This window comes from Bordetella genomosp. 11, assembly GCF_002261215.1.
Lineage (GTDB): Bacteria > Pseudomonadota > Gammaproteobacteria > Burkholderiales > Burkholderiaceae_B > Bordetella_C.
The window spans coordinates 1,556,495-1,573,376 of record NZ_NEVS01000004.1 but is presented as its reverse complement, the minus strand read 5'-3'; the positions used below and the strand labels follow the sequence as shown (position 1 = coordinate 1,573,376).

17 protein-coding genes are annotated in these 16,882 nt (G+C 66.4%); 4 read left to right on the top strand and 13 right to left on the bottom strand.

Annotated features, from left to right (window positions below):
• From CAL28_RS14715 to copD, 3 genes are all read left to right on the top strand, one after another.
• Positions 1-816, top strand: a complete 816-nt coding sequence (locus CAL28_RS14715) for a copper resistance protein B (protein WP_141218192.1) — start codon at positions 1-3, stop codon at positions 814-816.
• A gap of 102 nt (positions 817-918) precedes the next feature.
• Positions 919-1,305: a copper homeostasis periplasmic binding protein CopC gene (gene copC, locus CAL28_RS14710; protein WP_094842066.1), complete on the top strand. Its 387-nt coding sequence runs from the start codon at positions 919-921 to the stop codon at positions 1,303-1,305.
• 4 nt (positions 1,306-1,309) lie between these two features.
• Positions 1,310-2,254 carry a copper homeostasis membrane protein CopD gene (copD, locus tag CAL28_RS14705; RefSeq protein ID WP_094842065.1) on the top strand — a complete coding sequence of 315 codons (945 nt, stop codon included), beginning with the start codon at positions 1,310-1,312 and terminating at the stop codon, positions 2,252-2,254.
• On the opposite strand, the gene CAL28_RS14700 is transcribed toward copD, so the two are convergent.
• The 10 genes from CAL28_RS14700 to mdcA all read right to left on the bottom strand — a co-directional run bounded on the left by CAL28_RS14700 (position 2,255) and on the right by mdcA (position 13,736).
• Positions 2,255-3,685 carry a heavy metal sensor histidine kinase gene (locus tag CAL28_RS14700; RefSeq protein WP_094842064.1) on the bottom strand — a complete coding sequence of 477 codons (1,431 nt, stop codon included), beginning with the start codon at positions 3,683-3,685 and terminating at the stop codon, positions 2,255-2,257.
• Entirely contained in the window at positions 3,682-4,356 is a 675-nt protein-coding gene (locus CAL28_RS14695) for a heavy metal response regulator transcription factor (RefSeq protein ID WP_094844631.1), read from the bottom strand. Before CAL28_RS14695 ends, CAL28_RS14700 begins: the two co-directional genes overlap by 4 nt.
• Positions 4,357-4,474: 118 nt before the next feature.
• Positions 4,475-7,261 carry an autotransporter family protein gene (locus tag CAL28_RS14690; RefSeq protein WP_094842063.1) on the bottom strand — a complete coding sequence of 929 codons (2,787 nt, stop codon included), beginning with the start codon at positions 7,259-7,261 and terminating at the stop codon, positions 4,475-4,477.
• Between the two features lie 403 nt (positions 7,262-7,664).
• Complete coding sequence (locus CAL28_RS14685) at positions 7,665-8,609, bottom strand: acyltransferase domain-containing protein (protein ID WP_094842062.1); 945 nt, start codon at positions 8,607-8,609, stop codon at positions 7,665-7,667.
• A complete protein-coding gene (mdcB, locus tag CAL28_RS14680) occupies positions 8,606-9,463 on the bottom strand; it encodes a triphosphoribosyl-dephospho-CoA synthase MdcB (protein ID WP_094842061.1) in 858 nt (285 codons plus the stop codon). Before mdcB ends, CAL28_RS14685 begins: the two co-directional genes overlap by 4 nt.
• Before the next feature lie 3 nt (positions 9,464-9,466).
• Entirely contained in the window at positions 9,467-10,144 is a 678-nt protein-coding gene (gene mdcG / locus CAL28_RS14675; protein WP_176464001.1) for a malonate decarboxylase holo-[acyl-carrier-protein] synthase, read from the bottom strand.
• A complete protein-coding gene (locus tag CAL28_RS14670; RefSeq protein WP_094842059.1) occupies positions 10,119-10,841 on the bottom strand; it encodes a biotin-independent malonate decarboxylase subunit gamma in 723 nt (240 codons plus the stop codon). Before CAL28_RS14670 ends, mdcG begins: the two co-directional genes overlap by 26 nt.
• On the bottom strand, positions 10,828-11,766 hold the full coding sequence (locus CAL28_RS14665) for a biotin-independent malonate decarboxylase subunit beta (protein WP_094842058.1): 939 nt from the start codon (positions 11,764-11,766) through the stop codon (positions 10,828-10,830). The genes CAL28_RS14670 and CAL28_RS14665 overlap by 14 nt, the downstream gene beginning before the upstream one ends.
• The gene (gene mdcC, locus CAL28_RS14660) at positions 11,763-12,080 is read right to left on the bottom strand and encodes a malonate decarboxylase acyl carrier protein (protein ID WP_094842057.1); all 318 of its coding nucleotides are present in this window, start codon (positions 12,078-12,080) and stop codon (positions 11,763-11,765) included. Before mdcC ends, CAL28_RS14665 begins: the two co-directional genes overlap by 4 nt.
• A gap of 9 nt (positions 12,081-12,089) precedes the next feature.
• On the bottom strand, positions 12,090-13,736 hold the full coding sequence (gene mdcA, locus CAL28_RS14655) for a malonate decarboxylase subunit alpha (protein WP_094842056.1): 1,647 nt from the start codon (positions 13,734-13,736) through the stop codon (positions 12,090-12,092).
• Positions 13,737-13,912: 176 nt separating this feature from the next.
• Between mdcA and CAL28_RS14650 the strand changes: the two genes are divergently transcribed.
• Positions 13,913-14,761, top strand: coding sequence for a LysR family transcriptional regulator (locus CAL28_RS14650; RefSeq protein ID WP_094844630.1), 849 nt, complete (start codon positions 13,913-13,915; stop codon positions 14,759-14,761).
• 78 nt (positions 14,762-14,839) lie between these two features.
• Here the strand turns inward: CAL28_RS14650 and arsC are convergent, their stop codons facing one another.
• From arsC to CAL28_RS14635, 3 genes are read right to left on the bottom strand one after another with little or no spacing between them, the layout of a single operon-like run.
• Positions 14,840-15,265: an arsenate reductase (glutaredoxin) gene (gene arsC / locus CAL28_RS14645; RefSeq protein WP_094842055.1), complete on the bottom strand. Its 426-nt coding sequence runs from the start codon at positions 15,263-15,265 to the stop codon at positions 14,840-14,842.
• Complete coding sequence (locus CAL28_RS14640) at positions 15,262-16,362, bottom strand: ArsO family NAD(P)H-dependent flavin-containing monooxygenase (RefSeq protein WP_094842054.1); 1,101 nt, start codon at positions 16,360-16,362, stop codon at positions 15,262-15,264. The genes arsC and CAL28_RS14640 overlap by 4 nt, the downstream gene beginning before the upstream one ends.
• Positions 16,359-16,685 (bottom strand): ArsR/SmtB family transcription factor, encoded by a 327-nt coding sequence (locus tag CAL28_RS14635; RefSeq protein WP_094842053.1) that lies wholly within the window; start codon positions 16,683-16,685, stop codon positions 16,359-16,361. The genes CAL28_RS14640 and CAL28_RS14635 overlap by 4 nt, the downstream gene beginning before the upstream one ends.
• Positions 16,686-16,882: the final 197 nt, after the last annotated feature.

Sequence of the window (16,882 nt, the reverse complement as noted above, 5' to 3'; positions counted from 1 at the left end):
ATGGTGACGATCTGCCGTAAAGCCGGCCTCGCGACCGCCATGGCTGCCGCGCTTGCCGCCGTCGTCCCGGGCGCGGCATCGGCGCAGTCCGACAGCCCGACACAAAGCCGGACGCCCATCCCCGTGCTGACCGATGCCGATCGCAAGGCCGCGGCGTTCGACTCCGGCGGGCATGTGGTCCACGACAAGGGAATCAATTACCAGTTCCTGTTCGACGAGCTGGAGTGGCAGGATGCCAAGGACGGAAGCGCCCTGAACTGGGACTTCACCGGCTGGGTGGGCGGCGACGTCGACCGGCTTTGGCTGCGCTCGGAAGGGGAGCGTACCAATGGCAAGCTGGAACATGCGGAAGCGCAGGCACTATGGGGCCATTCCATCACGCCCTGGTGGGATCTGGTCGGCGGTGTGCGCCAGGACTTCAAACCCGGGCCCTCGCAGACCTGGGCCGCCTTCGGCATCCAGGGCCAGGCGCTGTATAACTTCGAATCGGAGATCACCGGCTTTGTGGGCGACAGCGGCCAGACCTCGCTGCGCCTGAAAGGGGAGTACGACATACTCATCACCAACCGGCTGATCCTGCAGCCGATGGCCGAAATCAACTTCTACGGGAAAAACGACCCGGGCCGGCAAATGGGCGCCGGCCTGGGGAATTCAGAGGTGGGCTTGCGCCTGCGCTACGAGATCCGGCGCGAATTCGCCCCGTATATCGGGGTTACCTGGAATCGCTCGTACGGCAACACCGCGGATTTCGTGCGCGCCGACGGCGGCAGCCGCAACGAAACCCGGTTCCTGGCCGGCGTACGCATGTGGTTCTGACCGATGGTGGGGGGTCTACAGGCTAAGCTGTATCTCCATCGGTCCGCTGCCGCGTTCTGCCGCTTTCTTTCTTGTTTCATTCCTTATATTCAAATCCGAACCATGGCTATCGTTCGCAATACCTTCAGCGCCGTCGTGCTTATCGCGGGCCTCATCGCCGGCAATCCGGCCCAGGCGCATGCCAAGCTCGTTTCCAGCTCGCCGCAGGCGCAGGCGCAGGGCCCCGCGCCCAAGCAGATCGAGCTGCATTTCTCCGAATCGCTCGTGACCCAGTTCTCGGGCGCGAAGCTGATGATGACGGCGATGCCTGGCATGGGGGCACATGCCCCGATGGCCATGGGAGCGCGGGTCTCCGGCAGCGACGATCCCAAGGTGATGATCATCACGCCGGCGCAGCCCCTGCCGGCCGGGACCTATCGCGTGGAGTGGCGCGCGGTTTCCTCGGATACGCATCCTGTGACCGGAAGCTTCTCCTTCCAGGTGAAGTAGGTCGATGGAAGACGGCCTTAACGTCTTTCTTCGCTTCGCGCTGTACCTGGACCTGACCCTGCTCGCGGGCCTGCCGCTGATCTGCATGGTGGGTTTTCCCAGGGAATCCGGCCAGGTCGCGACGGCGATCGGACTGCGCGGGCTGCTGATGGCCGCGACGGGCGCTGGCCTGGGCCTGTCGCTGTGCCATATGGTGATGCTGGCGATGGTCATGAGCGGCGCTTCCAGCCTGGACGAATTGGGTCGCCATATCTTTTCCATGATGATTACCGCCACCGACCTCGGGATCGCCTGGGCCGTGCGCATGGTGTCGTTGATGCTCGTCGGCGTGCTGGCCGTGTTCGGTCGGCAGCGGCGGGCAGGATGGCTGACGCTCGCGGCCGCTCCCGGCCTGGTGTCGCTCGGGACCATCGCCTGGAGCGGCCACGGGGCGATGGACGAAGGCGGACGTCGGTATCTGCATTTCACGGCCGACATCGTGCATCTGATCGCCGCGGCCGCGTGGATCGGCGCGCTGGCGACGTTTGCCCTGCTGCTGCGCCCCGGTCAACCGGCGTCGCCCCTGCAACTGCGCAGGCTGCAAGCGGGACTATCGCGCTTTGCGTGGATCGGCACCGCCATCGTCCTTGCCCTGGTGGTGACCGGGGTGGCGAACTACCTTCTGATTGCGGGCCCGCGGGTTTCCGGCCTGATCTCGACGCAATACGGCCTGCTGTTGCTCGCGAAACTGGCCCTGTTCGCGCTCATGCTGGCGCTTGCCGCGGCAAACCGGTATCGCCTGACGCCGATGTTGGCGCGCACGCTGGGTGCCGGGCACCCGGCCGCGGCGCTGTCCGCGCTGCGCAGAAGCGTGGCGTTGGAAACCAGCGCGGCGCTCCTGATCCTGGCAGCCGTTGCCTGGCTCGGTACGCTGGACCCGTCCCAGGCCATGACGTCGCCATTGCCGTAGTCAGATCCGCGGCTGCGCGAGGGCAGCGGCGCTGTCCGGGTCGCCGGTCCGCGCCGGCGTGGACGGGCGAAGGCGCGATAGCGTGAAGCCGACGATGGTGCGGCCCGCTTCGGAGTGGGCGAAGACACGGCCGCCGTGCATCCGCGCGATGGCGCGCACGATGGCCAAGCCCAGGCCATGCCCTTCGGAGCGACCGGTACGCGCATCGTCCACCCGATAGAAGCGGTCGAAAATCCTGGGCAGGGCGTTTGGCGGGATGGCCTCGCCGGCGTTGACGACCCGGATCTCGACGTCCGTCAGCGATTCCATGCAGGTAATTTCCAGCGCTGTGTGCGCGGGTGACGCCTTGATCGCGTTGGCGATCAGGTTCGAGAGCGCGCGGCGCAGCAATCGCGGGTTGGCCCGCACCCGTGCATCGCCTGCCTGGCGCAAGGTCAGACCTGCCTCTTGCAGCGCGGCTTCATGATAGTCGGCGACATGGCGGATCTCGGCGGCGATCTGGACCTCCCTCAGGTCCCGGGCGAGTTCCCCGCCGTCCGCGCGCGCCAGGAACAGCATGTCGTTGATCAGGGCCTTCAGGCCCACCAGTTCCTCCAGATTGGATTCCAGGACTTCGCGTAGCTCATCATTGGAGCGGTCCGATGCCAGGACTATCTCGGTCCCGTTGATCAGGGTCGCCAATGGGGTACGAAGCTCGTGCGCCACATCGGCGTTGAAGCCCTCCAGTTGCCGATACGCCGCCTGCAATCGATCCAGGGTGCTGTTGAAGGCAATGGACAATTCGCGTAGCTCCCGGTCTATTCCCTGCACCGGCAACCTCAAGTCCAATTGTTCGGGCTGGACGCGCGCGGCCTGGTGGGAAAGCCGGTGTACCGGTGCCAGGCTGCGGCGAACCGCCCAGGCGCCCAGCAGGGCGGAGGCCCCGACCCAGAACACGCAGATCGCCGCGAGAACCGAGGCAAATCCATACAGGAAATCCGCGCTGGGCTGTGTATCGATGGCGACCGTGAGCAGGGCATCGGGGGCCGCCTGCGACCGCACCGGCACCTGCAACGCCCGCATCCGCGCTCCGGTCGCGGTTTCCAGAAGCACCTCGCGCCCGCGCGAGGGCTGTATCGATCGCGGAGGGACGTCGCCATACAGCACCCGGCCGTCCGTATCCATGAGCCAGACTTTCAGGTTGGGATGGCCAACCAGGATGTTGTCCAGGGTGCCTTTCAGCGTCCCCAGCTCTTCCGGCGTGCTCTGCATGCCGATCAAATGGTCGATCAGCTCCAGCTTGCCCGCGACCTCGGCCATTTCGCGGCGTTGCACCTCGTATTTCAGCGCAAGAAAAAGCGTGTATCCCGCGATGCTGGATACGCAGAGCGCGATGGCCGCCAGGAACAAGGTGAGGCGGCCGCTGATGGAAGTGACGCGGGGGGGCTTCATGCGTCGCCGTGCTTCAGTACATAGCCCTGGCCGCGCACCGTGTGAAGCAGCTTGACCTCGAACGGATCATCCAGTTTGGCGCGCAGGCGGCGCACGGCCACCTCGATGACGTTCGTGTCGCTGTCAAAGTGCATATCCCAGACCTGCTCGGCAAGCGTCGCGCGGGATACGACTTCGCCCTGGCGGCGCAGCATCAGCGACAGCAACACGTACTCCTTGGCGGTCAGATCCAGGCGCGTGCCGCCGCGCTGCGCCTTGCGCCGCAGGACGTCCAGCTCCAGGTCCGCCAGTTTCATCAACGTCGCTTCGTGGCTGCGGCCGCGTCGCAGCAATGCGTGCACCCGGGCCAGCAACTCCGAGAACGCGAAGGGCTTGACCAGGTAATCGTCCGCGCCGCCTTCCAGCCCCCTGACACGGTCCTCGACTTTGTCGCGGGCCGTCAGCATCAGCACCGGTGTGTTGCCCGCCTGGCGTACGTCGGCCAGGACTCCGAAACCGTCGAGCCCGGGCAGCATCACGTCCAGGATGATCAGGTCGTATCCGCCGGCGAGCGCCTCCCGGCGCCCGGCCAGCCCGTCACGAACGACCGTCACCTGGTAGTTCTGCTCGGACAGGCCTTTTCGAAGGTGATCCGCAAGCTTGTGTTCGTCTTCAATGATGAGTAGCCGCATGATGCGCCGGAACCGCAACGGAAATGATGGCCATTATCCCGCACCATCGCGCGGAATCCGTGTCCCGCATTCTTCGGCGCGGCGGCCGGTGGAATACCGGCCGCCGCTTTCCACAGGGCTAGAACCGCATGGCCAGCTTGAGCACCCCCGACTGCTGGCGGTTACCGCCGCCAAACTGCGCGTCGTAGCTGATGCCCGCCGTCGTATTGCGGGCGATTGTCATTTCGGCGCCAAGTCCCAGCACGGCGGCGTCTCGCGCGATGGGAACACCCGCCACAGAGAACGTCGTGCCGCCGTCGAATGCCAGCACCTGGGTGGGATTCACATCGCCCATCGCGTGGCGCCAGCCCAGCGAGGCGGTCAGGCGGCCCGGCGCGCGGCCGGACTCGAACTTCCAGGCGCCGCGCAGTCCCAGCGTGGTACTGGTCACGTCGTCGGTTTGTCCGTTGCCGCGCAGCGCGGCGGTACCGCCCGACTCCGTGAAGCCGCGCGTGCGCAACTGGTTCCACGCCACGCCCGCGAAGGGTTCGATGGAGTAGGCGTCGCCCAACGGCAGGTTGTAGCCGAGTTCGGTGAATACCTGCGTCGACGAGGCGTGATAAGAAGCGTCCAGCTGCTGATTCAGGCTTCCCACCGCCACATCGCGTTTCGTCTCGATGTCGTGCCAGGTGTAGGCCGCGCCAGCCGTAAAGCGGAAATCGCCGGGACCGGCGCGGAAGTTCTTCCCGCCGAATATCGTCGCCGTATAGCTGTCGATATTGGTCCGTGACGATACGTTGGCAATCGAGCTATGGCTGCCTGTGTAGCCGAGCGCACCGCCCAGTCGCCAGCCGCCGCCCACGGCGCCGTCGCCGCCGACGAATAGCCCGCCGTCCGATTGGCTTACGCGTGACGCGTTGCCGTCGCTGGCGAACGTGCGCCAGTTGCCGAACACTTGCGCCCACACCGGGTACGCGCCGCCTTGCGGAAGGGCATCGGGCGACGAAGCACCCAATTGGGCGGTCGGCCGTCCGGCAGTCGCCGGCGCGTCCAGGTTGCCGCGCAAGTGCGCCATCGGGAGCGTGCGAACGGTGTCGCCCAGGCTTTGCAGCACACTGGCGGTGCTGGCGTACGCTTCGCCGGAAAGCATGTTCAGGGCGGAACGCGCCTCGTCCGGCGACATGGTCAGGACCGCGGCCGCCACCTGGCTGGCGCCGGTGCCGCTCGCGCCGGAGTTGGCCAATGCGCCGCCGATCCCGGTCGACGTCGAGCCGTTCGCCGCCGTCGCGCCTGCGGGCGACGTGTTGGCACTTCCGGCGGCGGGCGCCTCGTTGTCCAGCGCTCCACCCACGTTGCCCTGGTTGCCCGTATTGCCGACGCTACCGATCGGCACGCCATTGCGCGACAGCGTCAGGTATGCGTTCCTGGCGTCGTAGGAAAGGGTGGGGGTCAGGAACGCGTAGGCGGTCGAGGCGCCGGTGAATCGGCCCTGTATGCCGCCGTCCGCAGTCAGGATGTTGTAGGTCGTGAGCGGGGCATAGTTGCCGTCGGGGCCGATGTGCGCCACGCTGCCGTCCAGGTAGGCGATGCCGGTGACGTGGATGTGGTCGCTCGCGCTGCTGGCCGGATCGGCATGGACGCGATAGACGGTGCCCTGGGCAAACGTAAGGTCGCCGTTGATGGTTAGCGTGCCGATGGGCGATGCGTCATTGCCCGGCGACAGCACGGCGGTGGGTTGCAGGGTGGTGCTGCCCAATTGGCCGACGCCCGCCAGCACGACTTCGGGGGCGATCAGCACGGGACCGTTCAACTTGCCATTGAGTTCCAGCGCGCCGTCGGCGATGAATATGGCACCCGTCAGGCCGCTGCTGTCGCCGTTCAGGATGATCGATCCCGGGCCGGTCTTGACGAAGCCGTTCGTGCCTTGCAGGGCGTTGTCGATGGTATCGACGAACTGGCCGGAGGCATAGGTGCCGTCGCCGACGACGATCGCCGGCGGGCTGCCGCCGCCGGATACCAAGGTAATGGGAGCGCCTTGCACGTGATAGCGGTCGGTGGCGAACTGAAGTCCCGAGGCACGGACCGGACCGGCGCCTCCATCCACGGTGACCACGCCGGGCGCGCCGGTGAAAATGGCGTAGCCGCCGTCGGGCAGGGGCCCGGTGGCATTGCTGGGGCTGTTCCAGTTTGCGCTTGTGGCGGTCCAGGTGCCGCTGCCGCCGCCCGCACGGGTGGCGGACGCCACGCCGTTGCCGTTCCACAGGTTGGTGGTGTTCGGGCCCAGGATAAGGTTGATCTGCTTGTCGCCGGTCAGCGTCTGGATGGTGGCGGCGGGTTGCGAGACCCCGGTTACCGGCCCCAACGACAGACCGCCGTTCAAGGTGCCGCCGTACGACAGGATCCGGTAATACCCGAACGTCGTTCCCGGCGTGTTGACCGATACATTCAATGTGGTGTTGGCAAGGGTGACGTTGTCCCGGACAGTGATGTTGTCGCCGGTGCCGGACTGCGTAATCGGCGGGCCCGCGAAGCCGGTCTCGAAGTCGAACACGGCGTTGTTCATCGATAGGTTGCCGTTGACGACGAGGTTGCCGTTGGAGACGCCGGTCGGCGTGCCGACGGGATACCCGGGCGCGACGCGGGCGTTGCCTGTCACGTTGAGGTCGCCGTTGATCGAACCGAAGCCCGAGACGGTGCCACTCGAGTTCGCATTCACCGTCCCATCGATCGCGACACCCGCTCCGCCACCATTGCCGCCGATGACGAGCGTGCCGCCGTTGACGTCGACTCCGCCGGGAAAGCTGGCCGAGTTGTCGAACACCCGCGTATCGCCGGACGAGACGGTCAGGTCGGCGGCCATCGCGCCGCCGCAGGAGTACGCGCTAAGTGCGATCGTCGCCTTCAGCCACTTCTTTGTGCCATACATCCATGGATCCTCCAGATATCGGCCAACAGTCGGCGTCCCGGCGTTGCTCGATGGCATGCGAGCGTTGCCTCCCGACCGATTGGCCTGCGTTAACGGATGAGCTCCGCAAAAAATCCGCAATGTATACCGCTTTATTCGCAGTACAAAGCATTTAGGCAGCGGATACCATCCAGTTAAAGGAAGATACTTAATTAGGGTGCATCTAAAGATGTATGAAATGGTCGTCGGATACCATCCGCTGCCGCTTCTGTTGCATCTCGATTCGCGAATGCGTGCGGAGGCCGATCGAGGGGTAGGGCGGCGGTCCGGCCCGTGCGGCGGCGAGGATGGGGTACGACTTACGAGCGCGGGGGTAGAGGGGCGGCGTTATGGAGGCCCTGCCACGGCGCCGGCGAGCGGCCGGTCAGGCTCGGCTCACTCTGGCCAGCCATGTAAGCACGTCAGCCAGATCATCGAATTCGTCCAGGCTGCGCGCGGGTATGCCGGAGTGGGAGGATGCCGCCATGGCCGCCAGAGCGCGGCCTGGTCCCAGTTCCAGGAAGGCGGTGGCGCCCGCCTCGACGCAGGCCTGCAGGCAGGCGTCCCAATGGATGGTCTGCTCGACCTGTTGGGAGAGCTTGACGATGCCGGCGTCCAGGTCGAGTACGGCGGCGCCATCGATGCCGCTGATCAGCCGGACGCCCGGCGCGAGCCGGGCCGCACGCGGCGCTGCCAGCAACCGGGTTGCGAACACACCGGCGGCGCCGGCCATGAAACGCGTGTGCGAGGCCACGGCGACGTCGATGCCGGCCACGTTGGCGGCGCCCGCGCGCGTGGCCTCGTCGGCGATCAGGCCCAGCGCCGCGCGTGTGCCGCCGATGACGTATGCGTCGCCGGGATTCACGATGGCGGGGGCGGCGTCGCGCCCCTCGCAAAGCCGCGCGATGCATGGGGCGGCAAGGCCGCGCACGAACAGCATACCCTGCAGGCCGGCGCCCGCCGTCTTCGCCGCCGCGCTCATTGCATCCGCGCGCGCGGCGGCAAGCGCCAGCGTGGTCTCGGGATTCCATACCCCCGCCACCCCCCACGCGGCCACTTCGCCCACGCTGTAGCCGGCCAGGCACAGGCGCCGCGGCAGGGCGTCGCGCAGCGCGGCGTGCGCGGCCAGTGCCTGTAGCGTGCACAGTACCTGGGCGGTGCGGTTCTCGAATAAATCGTGGGTGCCGTCGATCACGAGCGCGCGGGGATCGCGCCCCAGCAGCGTGGCGGCAAACGCGAACAGCGGCTGTGCCGCGGGCAGTGCCGCCGTCACGCGGAACATGCCCGCATGCTGCGTGCCCTGGCCGGAACACAGCAGCGCCAGCGTCATGGCAGGCCGTGCACGAAAAGACTCATGGCGAGCAGATCGGCCGAGCCGCCGGGACTCAGGTTGCGCGCCACGAAATCGCGGTGCGCGGCCTGCGCGGTCGCGCGCCAGTCCCGGTGCGCGATACCGCCCCGCTGCATGAAACGGCGCGCGGTGTCCTGCGCGTAGCGCAGCCCTTCGGCACCACCGCGATGCAGCAGATTGGTGTCGTCGACGGCCGCGATCAGCGCGAAGCAGGCATGCACGCGCATGGCCTCTTGATCGTCCGGCGCGATCAGCGCGGCTTCGCGCAAGGCGGGCACGCCGATCCGGTACACGCTGGGAAACCCCAGCGCCGCTTCGGCGCGCGCGCCGCCCGCCCCGTAGCGATGCGCGGCGACGACACCATGGCTGTCGGCCGGACGCGGTCCGGCGCCGATATCCGCCCCCCAACGGCGCGCGACCACCGCGCCCAGGCTTTCATCGCCGGTGCCGCGCACCGCGGCCGCCGCGCTCAGCAGGCCCATGCCGAAGATCGCGCCGCGATGCGTATTCACGCCGGCCGTAACGCTCATCATGGCGTGTTCCGCGCGTACGCCGATCCTGCGCAGGGTGGCCATGTCGGCGCCATGCGCCGCGGCCCGCGCCAATTCGGCGAAGTAGGGGCGCAATGCCTGCGCGCTGCGGCGAAACGTATGCACGTCCATGTCCGCGTGGCTGCCGCGGTCGACGTGGCTGACCAGGCCGGGCTTGGGCCAGGTCTGCACCTCCAGCCACAGGCACCGTTCAGCGTGCGCGGCGATATGCTGCGCGGGATCGAAGGGCCACCATGCGGGCAGGTGCGCGGCGGAGGGTAGGGGCAGGCATACGGCTTCCATTATTCAAGGTTCCAGCATGTGGGCGACCTGCGCGCGACTCGCCAGTGCGAGTCCGGCCGGTGTCTTCAGGATGACTTGCGAGGCGTCGCCGCGCAGTTCGCGCCAGTTGGCTGCCGTGCCATCCGCGAAGATGACCTCGCCGTCCACGCGCATGGGCGCGGCGGCATCGGTACGCGCCACCGCGTCCAACAGCGAGGCCAGGCGCGGGCCGCGCGGCGCGGACCATGCAAGGTCCAGGTCGGATTCATCGGTCACGTAGGATAGGCCGGTCAGATGTTGCCAGGCGAGGCTGCCGAACACTTGCACAAAGATTTCATGATCCGCCGCGATACGTACCAGGGTGTAAAGGTGCTGATGCCAGGCGGCCGGAGCCGTCGAAATCGCCTGTTCCAGCGCGGGCAATCCGGCGACGCGGGCGATGTCGCGCTCGCGCACCCGCAGCGCGATGCGTGCCTTGCCGGCGGAGGGAGGGAAGGGCAGGCCTACCGCGACGCCGTCGGTCTCGTGCGCGGACCGGCGCCGCGCGATCAGCGGCCAGCCGCGCGCCGCCCAGGTATGCGACAGCGCATGCCGCGCCAGCCATGCCTGATCGCGCAGCAGGGACGACCACGCCTGCGGATGCAGGTAGACCAGCGCGTGGCGCTGGCGCCAAGCCTCACGCGGCGGCGAGGGCGGCGTCATGGACACGCGCGGCAATATCGGCCGCTTTGGGTCGGCCGCCGCGTTCACGGCCGGCCTGGTCTCGGGTATCCGCGCTGGCGGCATCGTGCAGCGCCCGGATGACCTGGTCCGCCAGGCTCGCCGCGGGGTCCAGTACGGCGGCAATGGCGCCCGTGCGGGCCAGGTTATCCAGTCCAGGCGCGAACACCGGCGTGGCGCGCGCCTTCTCTTCAAGCACGGCCAGGGGCAGCTTGGTCACCCGCGCCATCGATGGCAGGTCCATCACCGCGGGATCCGCGCCCGGCAACGCCAGCAGCGTACGCGTGGCGAGCGCCGTGGCGATGAAGGCGCCTGCCGCCGTATGGCCATAGAGCAGGCCAACCGTATGATGGCCGCGCGCGTCGGCGTAGCACAGGCAGGTGGCCAGGTGCGCAAGGAATTGGCTCAGGCCCAGCATTTCGTCGCGCTTGCTCATGCGTTGGCTGTCGCTGTCGACCAGGACCAGAAGCGGGGCGGGCTGCTGTTGCCGCACGATGTCCAGCACGCGTTCGGCAAGCAGCAGCGCCTGGTCCACGCCGACGGCGGCACGGCCACTGACGCCGATGACCTGCGCACGGCCGGCCTGGCCCAGCTGGCCCGAACCGCTCAGCAGCGAGTCTTCCACGACGACGTCGTGCCCTCCGGGAAAAAGCGAGGATAGAACCTCATTCAGCAACATGGCGGGCCTCCTTCAATGCACCGGCGAGTTCGACGAATGCGTCATGCGGAATGTCGGGGATATCGACCCGCGGGTCCACGCCCAGCACCTGCCAGGCGTCGCGCGCATCCGCGCAGTTGCCCAGCTCGCGCAGCCGCGCGGCCAGCCGGGCGTGGGTGCGCGCGAGGTGGGCGAAATCCAGTTCCGGCGCTTGCGCGATAAGACGCAGGGCGGCGGCGCGGAAAGCGGGCACCGTATCGTCGGCATACGCGTCCACCGCGCCGAGCAGGTAGCGGTGCCGGCCGCCCATCGTGCGCCAGATCAACGGCCGGTCCGACGCGTCGAATTCCCCCGCGCCGCGATTGGTTTCGATGACTTCCGGACCCGAAACGCTCAGGCGCCCCTGTTCGGAGATGGCCAGTCCGGAACAGCAGCCCGCGATCAGGCTGCCGCCGCCATAGCAACCCGCGCGGCCGCCGATCAGGCCGATCACCGGCACGCCGGCCATGCGCGCATCCAGCAGCGCACGCATGATTTCCGCGATGGCCAGCTCGCCCGCATTGGCTTCCTGCAAGCGCACGCCACCCGTTTCGAACAGGATCAGCACGGGCGTCCTGCGCACCGCCGCCGCGCGCAGCAGGCCGGTCAGCTTGGCGCCATGCACTTCGCCGAAGGCGCCTCCCATGAACTTGCCTTCCTGGGCCGCGATCAGCACCGTATTGCCGTCCAGCTTGCCCGCGCCGACGACCATGCCGTCATCGAATTGCTCGGGCAGGTCGAACAAGGCCAGGTGAGGGCTGGTCTCGCGCGCCTGCGGTCCGACGAATTCCACGAAGCTGCCGTCATCCAGCAGGGCGTTCACGCGCTGGCGGGCCGATGCTTCGTACCAACTGGCGTCGCCGGCCAACGCCGGGCTCGCGGCGTTCGGATGTGCGATGTCGCTCATGGCTGGTCTCCCGCCATGGCGCGCAGCGCCTGCGCCAGTCTCAGGCTGACCATGTCGGGCCGCGCGCCGCCGTCGTTGATGGAAAAACGCAGTCCGCCGGCAGCGCCGCGGGCCGCGAAATCGGCTACCACGGCCTGCCACACGGCATCGAAGCCGGTGACCGGCGTGCGGACGTCGACCTCGCATTCATCTTGCGGCAGGACCCGCTCGACGAGCACTTCCAGGTTGCCGGAGGCGACCACGCCGACAATGGCGTTGTCGCGGGCCGCCGTGGCGGGCCGTTGGCCCGCATGCCGGAAATTCAAATGTTCCATTGTCTATCCTCACCAGTTCCTGAAGCGCGCGGGAGGCGCATATAAACCGCCGGACCAGCGCACCAGGTCTTTCACGGAACGGGCGGCCAGCATGTTGCGGTTGGCGTCCAGCGGATTGATGCCCAGGTCCTCGGGCCGCTGGATGATGCGCCTTTCGCGCAGCCGCTCGACCATGCGTTTGTCGCGCCCGCGGCCTACCGGGGTATAGCCGGCGACGCCGCGGATCGCATGTTCGCGTTCGTCGGCATCGCGGCACAGCAGGAGGTTGGCGATGCCTTCCTCCGTGACGATGTGGCTGACGTCATCGCCGTAGATCATGATCGGCGCCAGTTCCAGCGACAGTTTTTCGGCCAGCACGAGCGCATCCAGGTGCTCGACGAAAGTGGGCGCGTTTTTGTCGCCGAAAGTCTCGCCGATCTGCACGACCAGCTTGCGGCCGCGCCGCAACGCCGCGGGTGCATCCGGATCCGCTTCCTGGCCCGCCTGCAGCCATGGCGCGCTGGGATGCCGGCGGCCGCGTGCGTCGCTCCCCATATTGGGAGCGCCGCCGAAACCGGCGATGCGGTTTGCCGTCACGGTGGACGAATGGCCCTGCAGGTCGATCTGCAGCGTCGATCCAATGAACATGTCGCACGCGTACAGCCCGGCGGTCTGGCTGAACGCCCGGTTCGAACGCAGCGAGCCGTCCGGGCCGGTGAAGAAGATGTCGGGGCGGGCACGGAGGTAATCATCCATACCCACCTCCGAGCCGAAGCAGTGCACGCTTTCCACCCAGCCGGACTCGATCGCGGGGATCAGCGTCGGGTGCGGGTTCAGTGCCCATTGGGCGGCGACCTTGCCTTTCAGGCCCAGCCGCTCGCCGTACGTGGGCAGCAGCAACTCGATGGCGGCGGTGTTAAAGCCGATGCCGTGGTTCAGGCGCCTGACACCATAGGGCGCGTAGATGCCCTTGATCGCCAGCATCGCCGTCAGGATCTGGGTCTCGGTGATGGCGGCCGGGTCGCGCGTGAACAGCGGTTCGACGAAGAAGGGCTTGTCGCTCTGGATGATGAAGTCCACCCGGTCGCCGGGAATGTCCACGCGCGGGACCCGATCGAGGATTTCATTGACCTGGGCGATCACCACGCCGTTCTTGAAGGCGGTGGCCTCGACCACGACGGGCGTGTCCTCGGTATTGGGACCGGTGTACAGGTTGCCGTCGCGATCGGCGCTGACCGCCGCGATCAGCGCCACCTGCGGCGTCAGGTCCACGAAATAGCGCGCGAACAATTCCAGGTAGGTGTGCACGGCGCCCAGCTCGATCTTTCCGCCAAAGAGCAATTGCGCGATGCGCTGGGACTGCGGACCCGAATAGGCGTAGTCCAAACGTCTGGCGATACCCTTTTCGAATACGTCCAGGTGTTCCGGCAGCACAATGCCTGATTGCACCATGTGCAGGTCGCGCACCACGCTGGTGTCGACGGCCGCCAGCGCCTCGGCCAGCAGGTCCGCCTGCTTCTGGTTGTCGCCCTCCAGGCACACGCGGTCGCCGGGCCTGATCACCGCTTCCAGCAGCGCGGTGGCGTCCACCGCCTTTACGCGCTTGCCGTCGGCAAGGTGGGCGCCTGCCTGCACCCGCGACAATTTGCCGCTCCTGGCTTTATCCCAATCGGGCATCTCGATTTCTCCACAAACGCGGCCCCGCGAACGGGGGCCGTCATCGGCAAGTAAAATCTTAGGCCCGTAGGGCAGGGTGATTTATGAAGATATCAGCCGGGATTTAGCGGGTTTCATAATGCCGCTTAGCGTATGGCACCGGTTTCCCAGGATTTCGCAGCGCAAAGGCTTCCATGATGCGTCCGCTTTCGCCAGAACTATTGCGCAGTTTCGTTGCCGTCGTGCAGGCGGGCAGCTTCACGCTCGCGTCCGACCGGGTCAACCTTTCTCAGTCCACGGTCAGCCAACACGTACGGCGCCTGGAAGACATCGTGGGGTGCCCGCTGCTGGAACGCGATACCCGCAATCTGCGCATGACGCGCCAGGGCGAATCCCTGTTTCGCTACGCGCGCGACATCCTGGACCTGATGGAACAGGCCTTCAGCGCGGTCAGCGGGCCTGCGCTGAACGGCCGGGTAAGGCTGGGGATGTCCGAGGATTTCGCCTCGACGCGGCTGACCGAGGCGCTGGGCAGTTTCCAGCAACGCAACCCGGACGTGGAGCTGCACATCGCCACCGGCATGAGCGGCGACCTGTTCCGCGAACTGGACGAAGACCGCCACGACCTGGTGTTCGCCAAGCGCATCAGCGGCAGCCAGCGTGGGCAGATCGTGCGTACCGAACGACTGTATTGGTGCGTGGGACCGCAGTCGCCCATCACCGGAGGAGAGGCGATACTGCCGCTGGCCCTGCATCCGGAGCCCAGCGTGTCCCGCACGCGCGTCCTGGAAACCCTGAAGGCCATGGGGCGCGAATACCGGATCACCACCGTCAGCAGCAGCGTGGCCGTGCTGAAGGCCGCGGCCATGGCCGGCCTGGGCATCAGCGCGTTCGCCGACTATGTCGTACCGGACGGCCTGGTGCGATTGCAGCACGGCATGCCGGAACTGGGTTTCCTGGATTTCGTCATAGACCGGCCAGCGGCCGCATCGCACGCCGTCCTGGCCCTGGAAAGCACGCTCAAGGCGGCGGCGCTGGATCTGTAGGCCAGTTTGTCGGGATGGGCCGCGATGGCGCTCCGGAATTGGTCCGGGCGCAGGGGTGGCGCCCGGTCGCTGCGTGTATCAGCGCAGGCGCTTCCCGTTTTCATCGATCACGACTTCACCATCCTCTTTGGTGAACGGGCCTCGCTGAGGGTCTTCCAGAATGTCGAGGACAACTTCAGAGGGACGGCAAAGCCGGACACCCTTTCCCGTCACCACGAACGGTCGGTTGATCAGGATGGGGTGCGCGAGCATGGCGTCCAGCAGGGCGTCGTCGCCAAGGGCAGGGGAGTCAAGACCCAGCTCGAAGTAGGGCGTGCCTTTTTGTCGAATGGCATCCCGGACGGTCAGTCCGGCGAGAGTAATCAGGCTAACAAGGCCGGGGCGATCCGGAGGCGTTTTCAGATACTCGATGACTTGCGGCTCGACGCCGGAATTGCGAATCAGCGCGAGGGTGTTGCGAGACGTGCCGCAGTCGGGGTTATGGTAAATCGTAACGGTGCTCATGCCGGACTTCCTTGGGACGGTAATGTAGCGTTGCTTTCAATAAATGCCGCAACTTCCAGGGCGGTGGATTTGGCGGTGCGCATGATGCCGACCAGGGTCGCGGAGGCGAATCCGGTCCATTCTCCGTAGCCGACCAGCCACAACCCAGGGACAGCGGTGGATCTTGTGCCGTCGACCTCGACCTTACCGGTCGCATCGACAATTCCGAGTGTCTTCAGGTGCTTTAGCGCCGGGCGGAATCCGGTGCACCAAATAACCGCGTCGACGAGCGAGCGCTTGCCGTCCGGCCACACAACCCCTTCAGGATAGAAGCTGCGGAAGGGACGTACGGCGTGGAGAACATCGCGGTCCCGTGCTTCCTTGACCGGGGAAACCATGACGATGTCGCCCAGGCCCCCAGGCGGCTGATCAAGCCTTTGCCCTGATTGCAGCGCTTGCCATCGTGCGGTTGCGCGTTCGAACAGCACTCTGCCGTCGACATCGTCGGGCAAGAAGCTCGGCGCGGCCTCGGTGACCCAGGTGGTTTCGGCGACCGTCGATACCTCGGCAAGGATTTGTGCGCCAGAATTCCCGCCGCCGACCACGATGACGCGCTTGCCCGCGAATGGAGCCGGACTTCGATAGTGGGCGGAATGCAGCTGCTCGCCGCGATACACGCTCGCACCTTCGATGGAGGGAATGTACGGATTGCTCCAGGTGCCCGTGGCACTGACGACCGCTTGGGCAAACCAGGGCCCTCGATCCGTCTCGACGATGAAGCGCTTTCCATCGTGGTGCACCTGGTCAACAGTCACGGGGCGCTCGATGTGAAATCCATAGCGCTCTTCATATCGGGTCAAATAGTCCGTGACATCGATGCGGCTGGGATAACCGGGTTTTGCCGGCATGGGCCACCCGGGTAGAGAGCTCCACTGCGCGGGTGAAAACAGGCGCAGCGAATCCCAGCCATGCTGCCAGGCACCGCCGGGGCCAGGCCCCGCGTCCAGCAACACGAAGCTCAGCGACGTCCTTTTCAGAAAGTAGGCCACCGCGAGCGCGCTTTGTCCTGCGCCAATCAGCACCACATCGACGCGCCGGTGGGATGGTTCGCGGCTCATTCTTCGCCGTCGCTAACGGTAATGGACGCGCTTTGCGGCACGCCGCTGCAGCACTCGGCGGTCAAGTAATCCACCAGCCCGTACATCAGCTCAATGTTGGCGCGGTACCGCGAATATCGGCCTTCCTGGGCAACGGTGAGCAATCCCGCGTGGGTCAGCGCCTTCAAATGAAAGGAGAGATTCGTGGGCGGTATCGCGAGCTGATGCGCAATTTCGCCGGCGACGCATCCCATGGGAGCAGCTCGCACAAGCAGCCGGAAGATATCCAGCCGCACGCCGGAGGCCAGTGACTCGAAAACGGTAATGGCAGTGCTTTTCTCCATACAGCGATCATACAACTGTAGTTGTATTGTTCAAGTATTCGGCTTTCTCTGTCACGGCACCGGCCGAGACCGATTATCGGACTGATCTGAACCGCATAATGTATATTATGTAAAGTCGCATTATTGGCTGGGATCGACTCTCGGCTTCATACTCGCCATAGGCGGCCATCAGGACCTGGTCGCGGTACCGCCCTGCT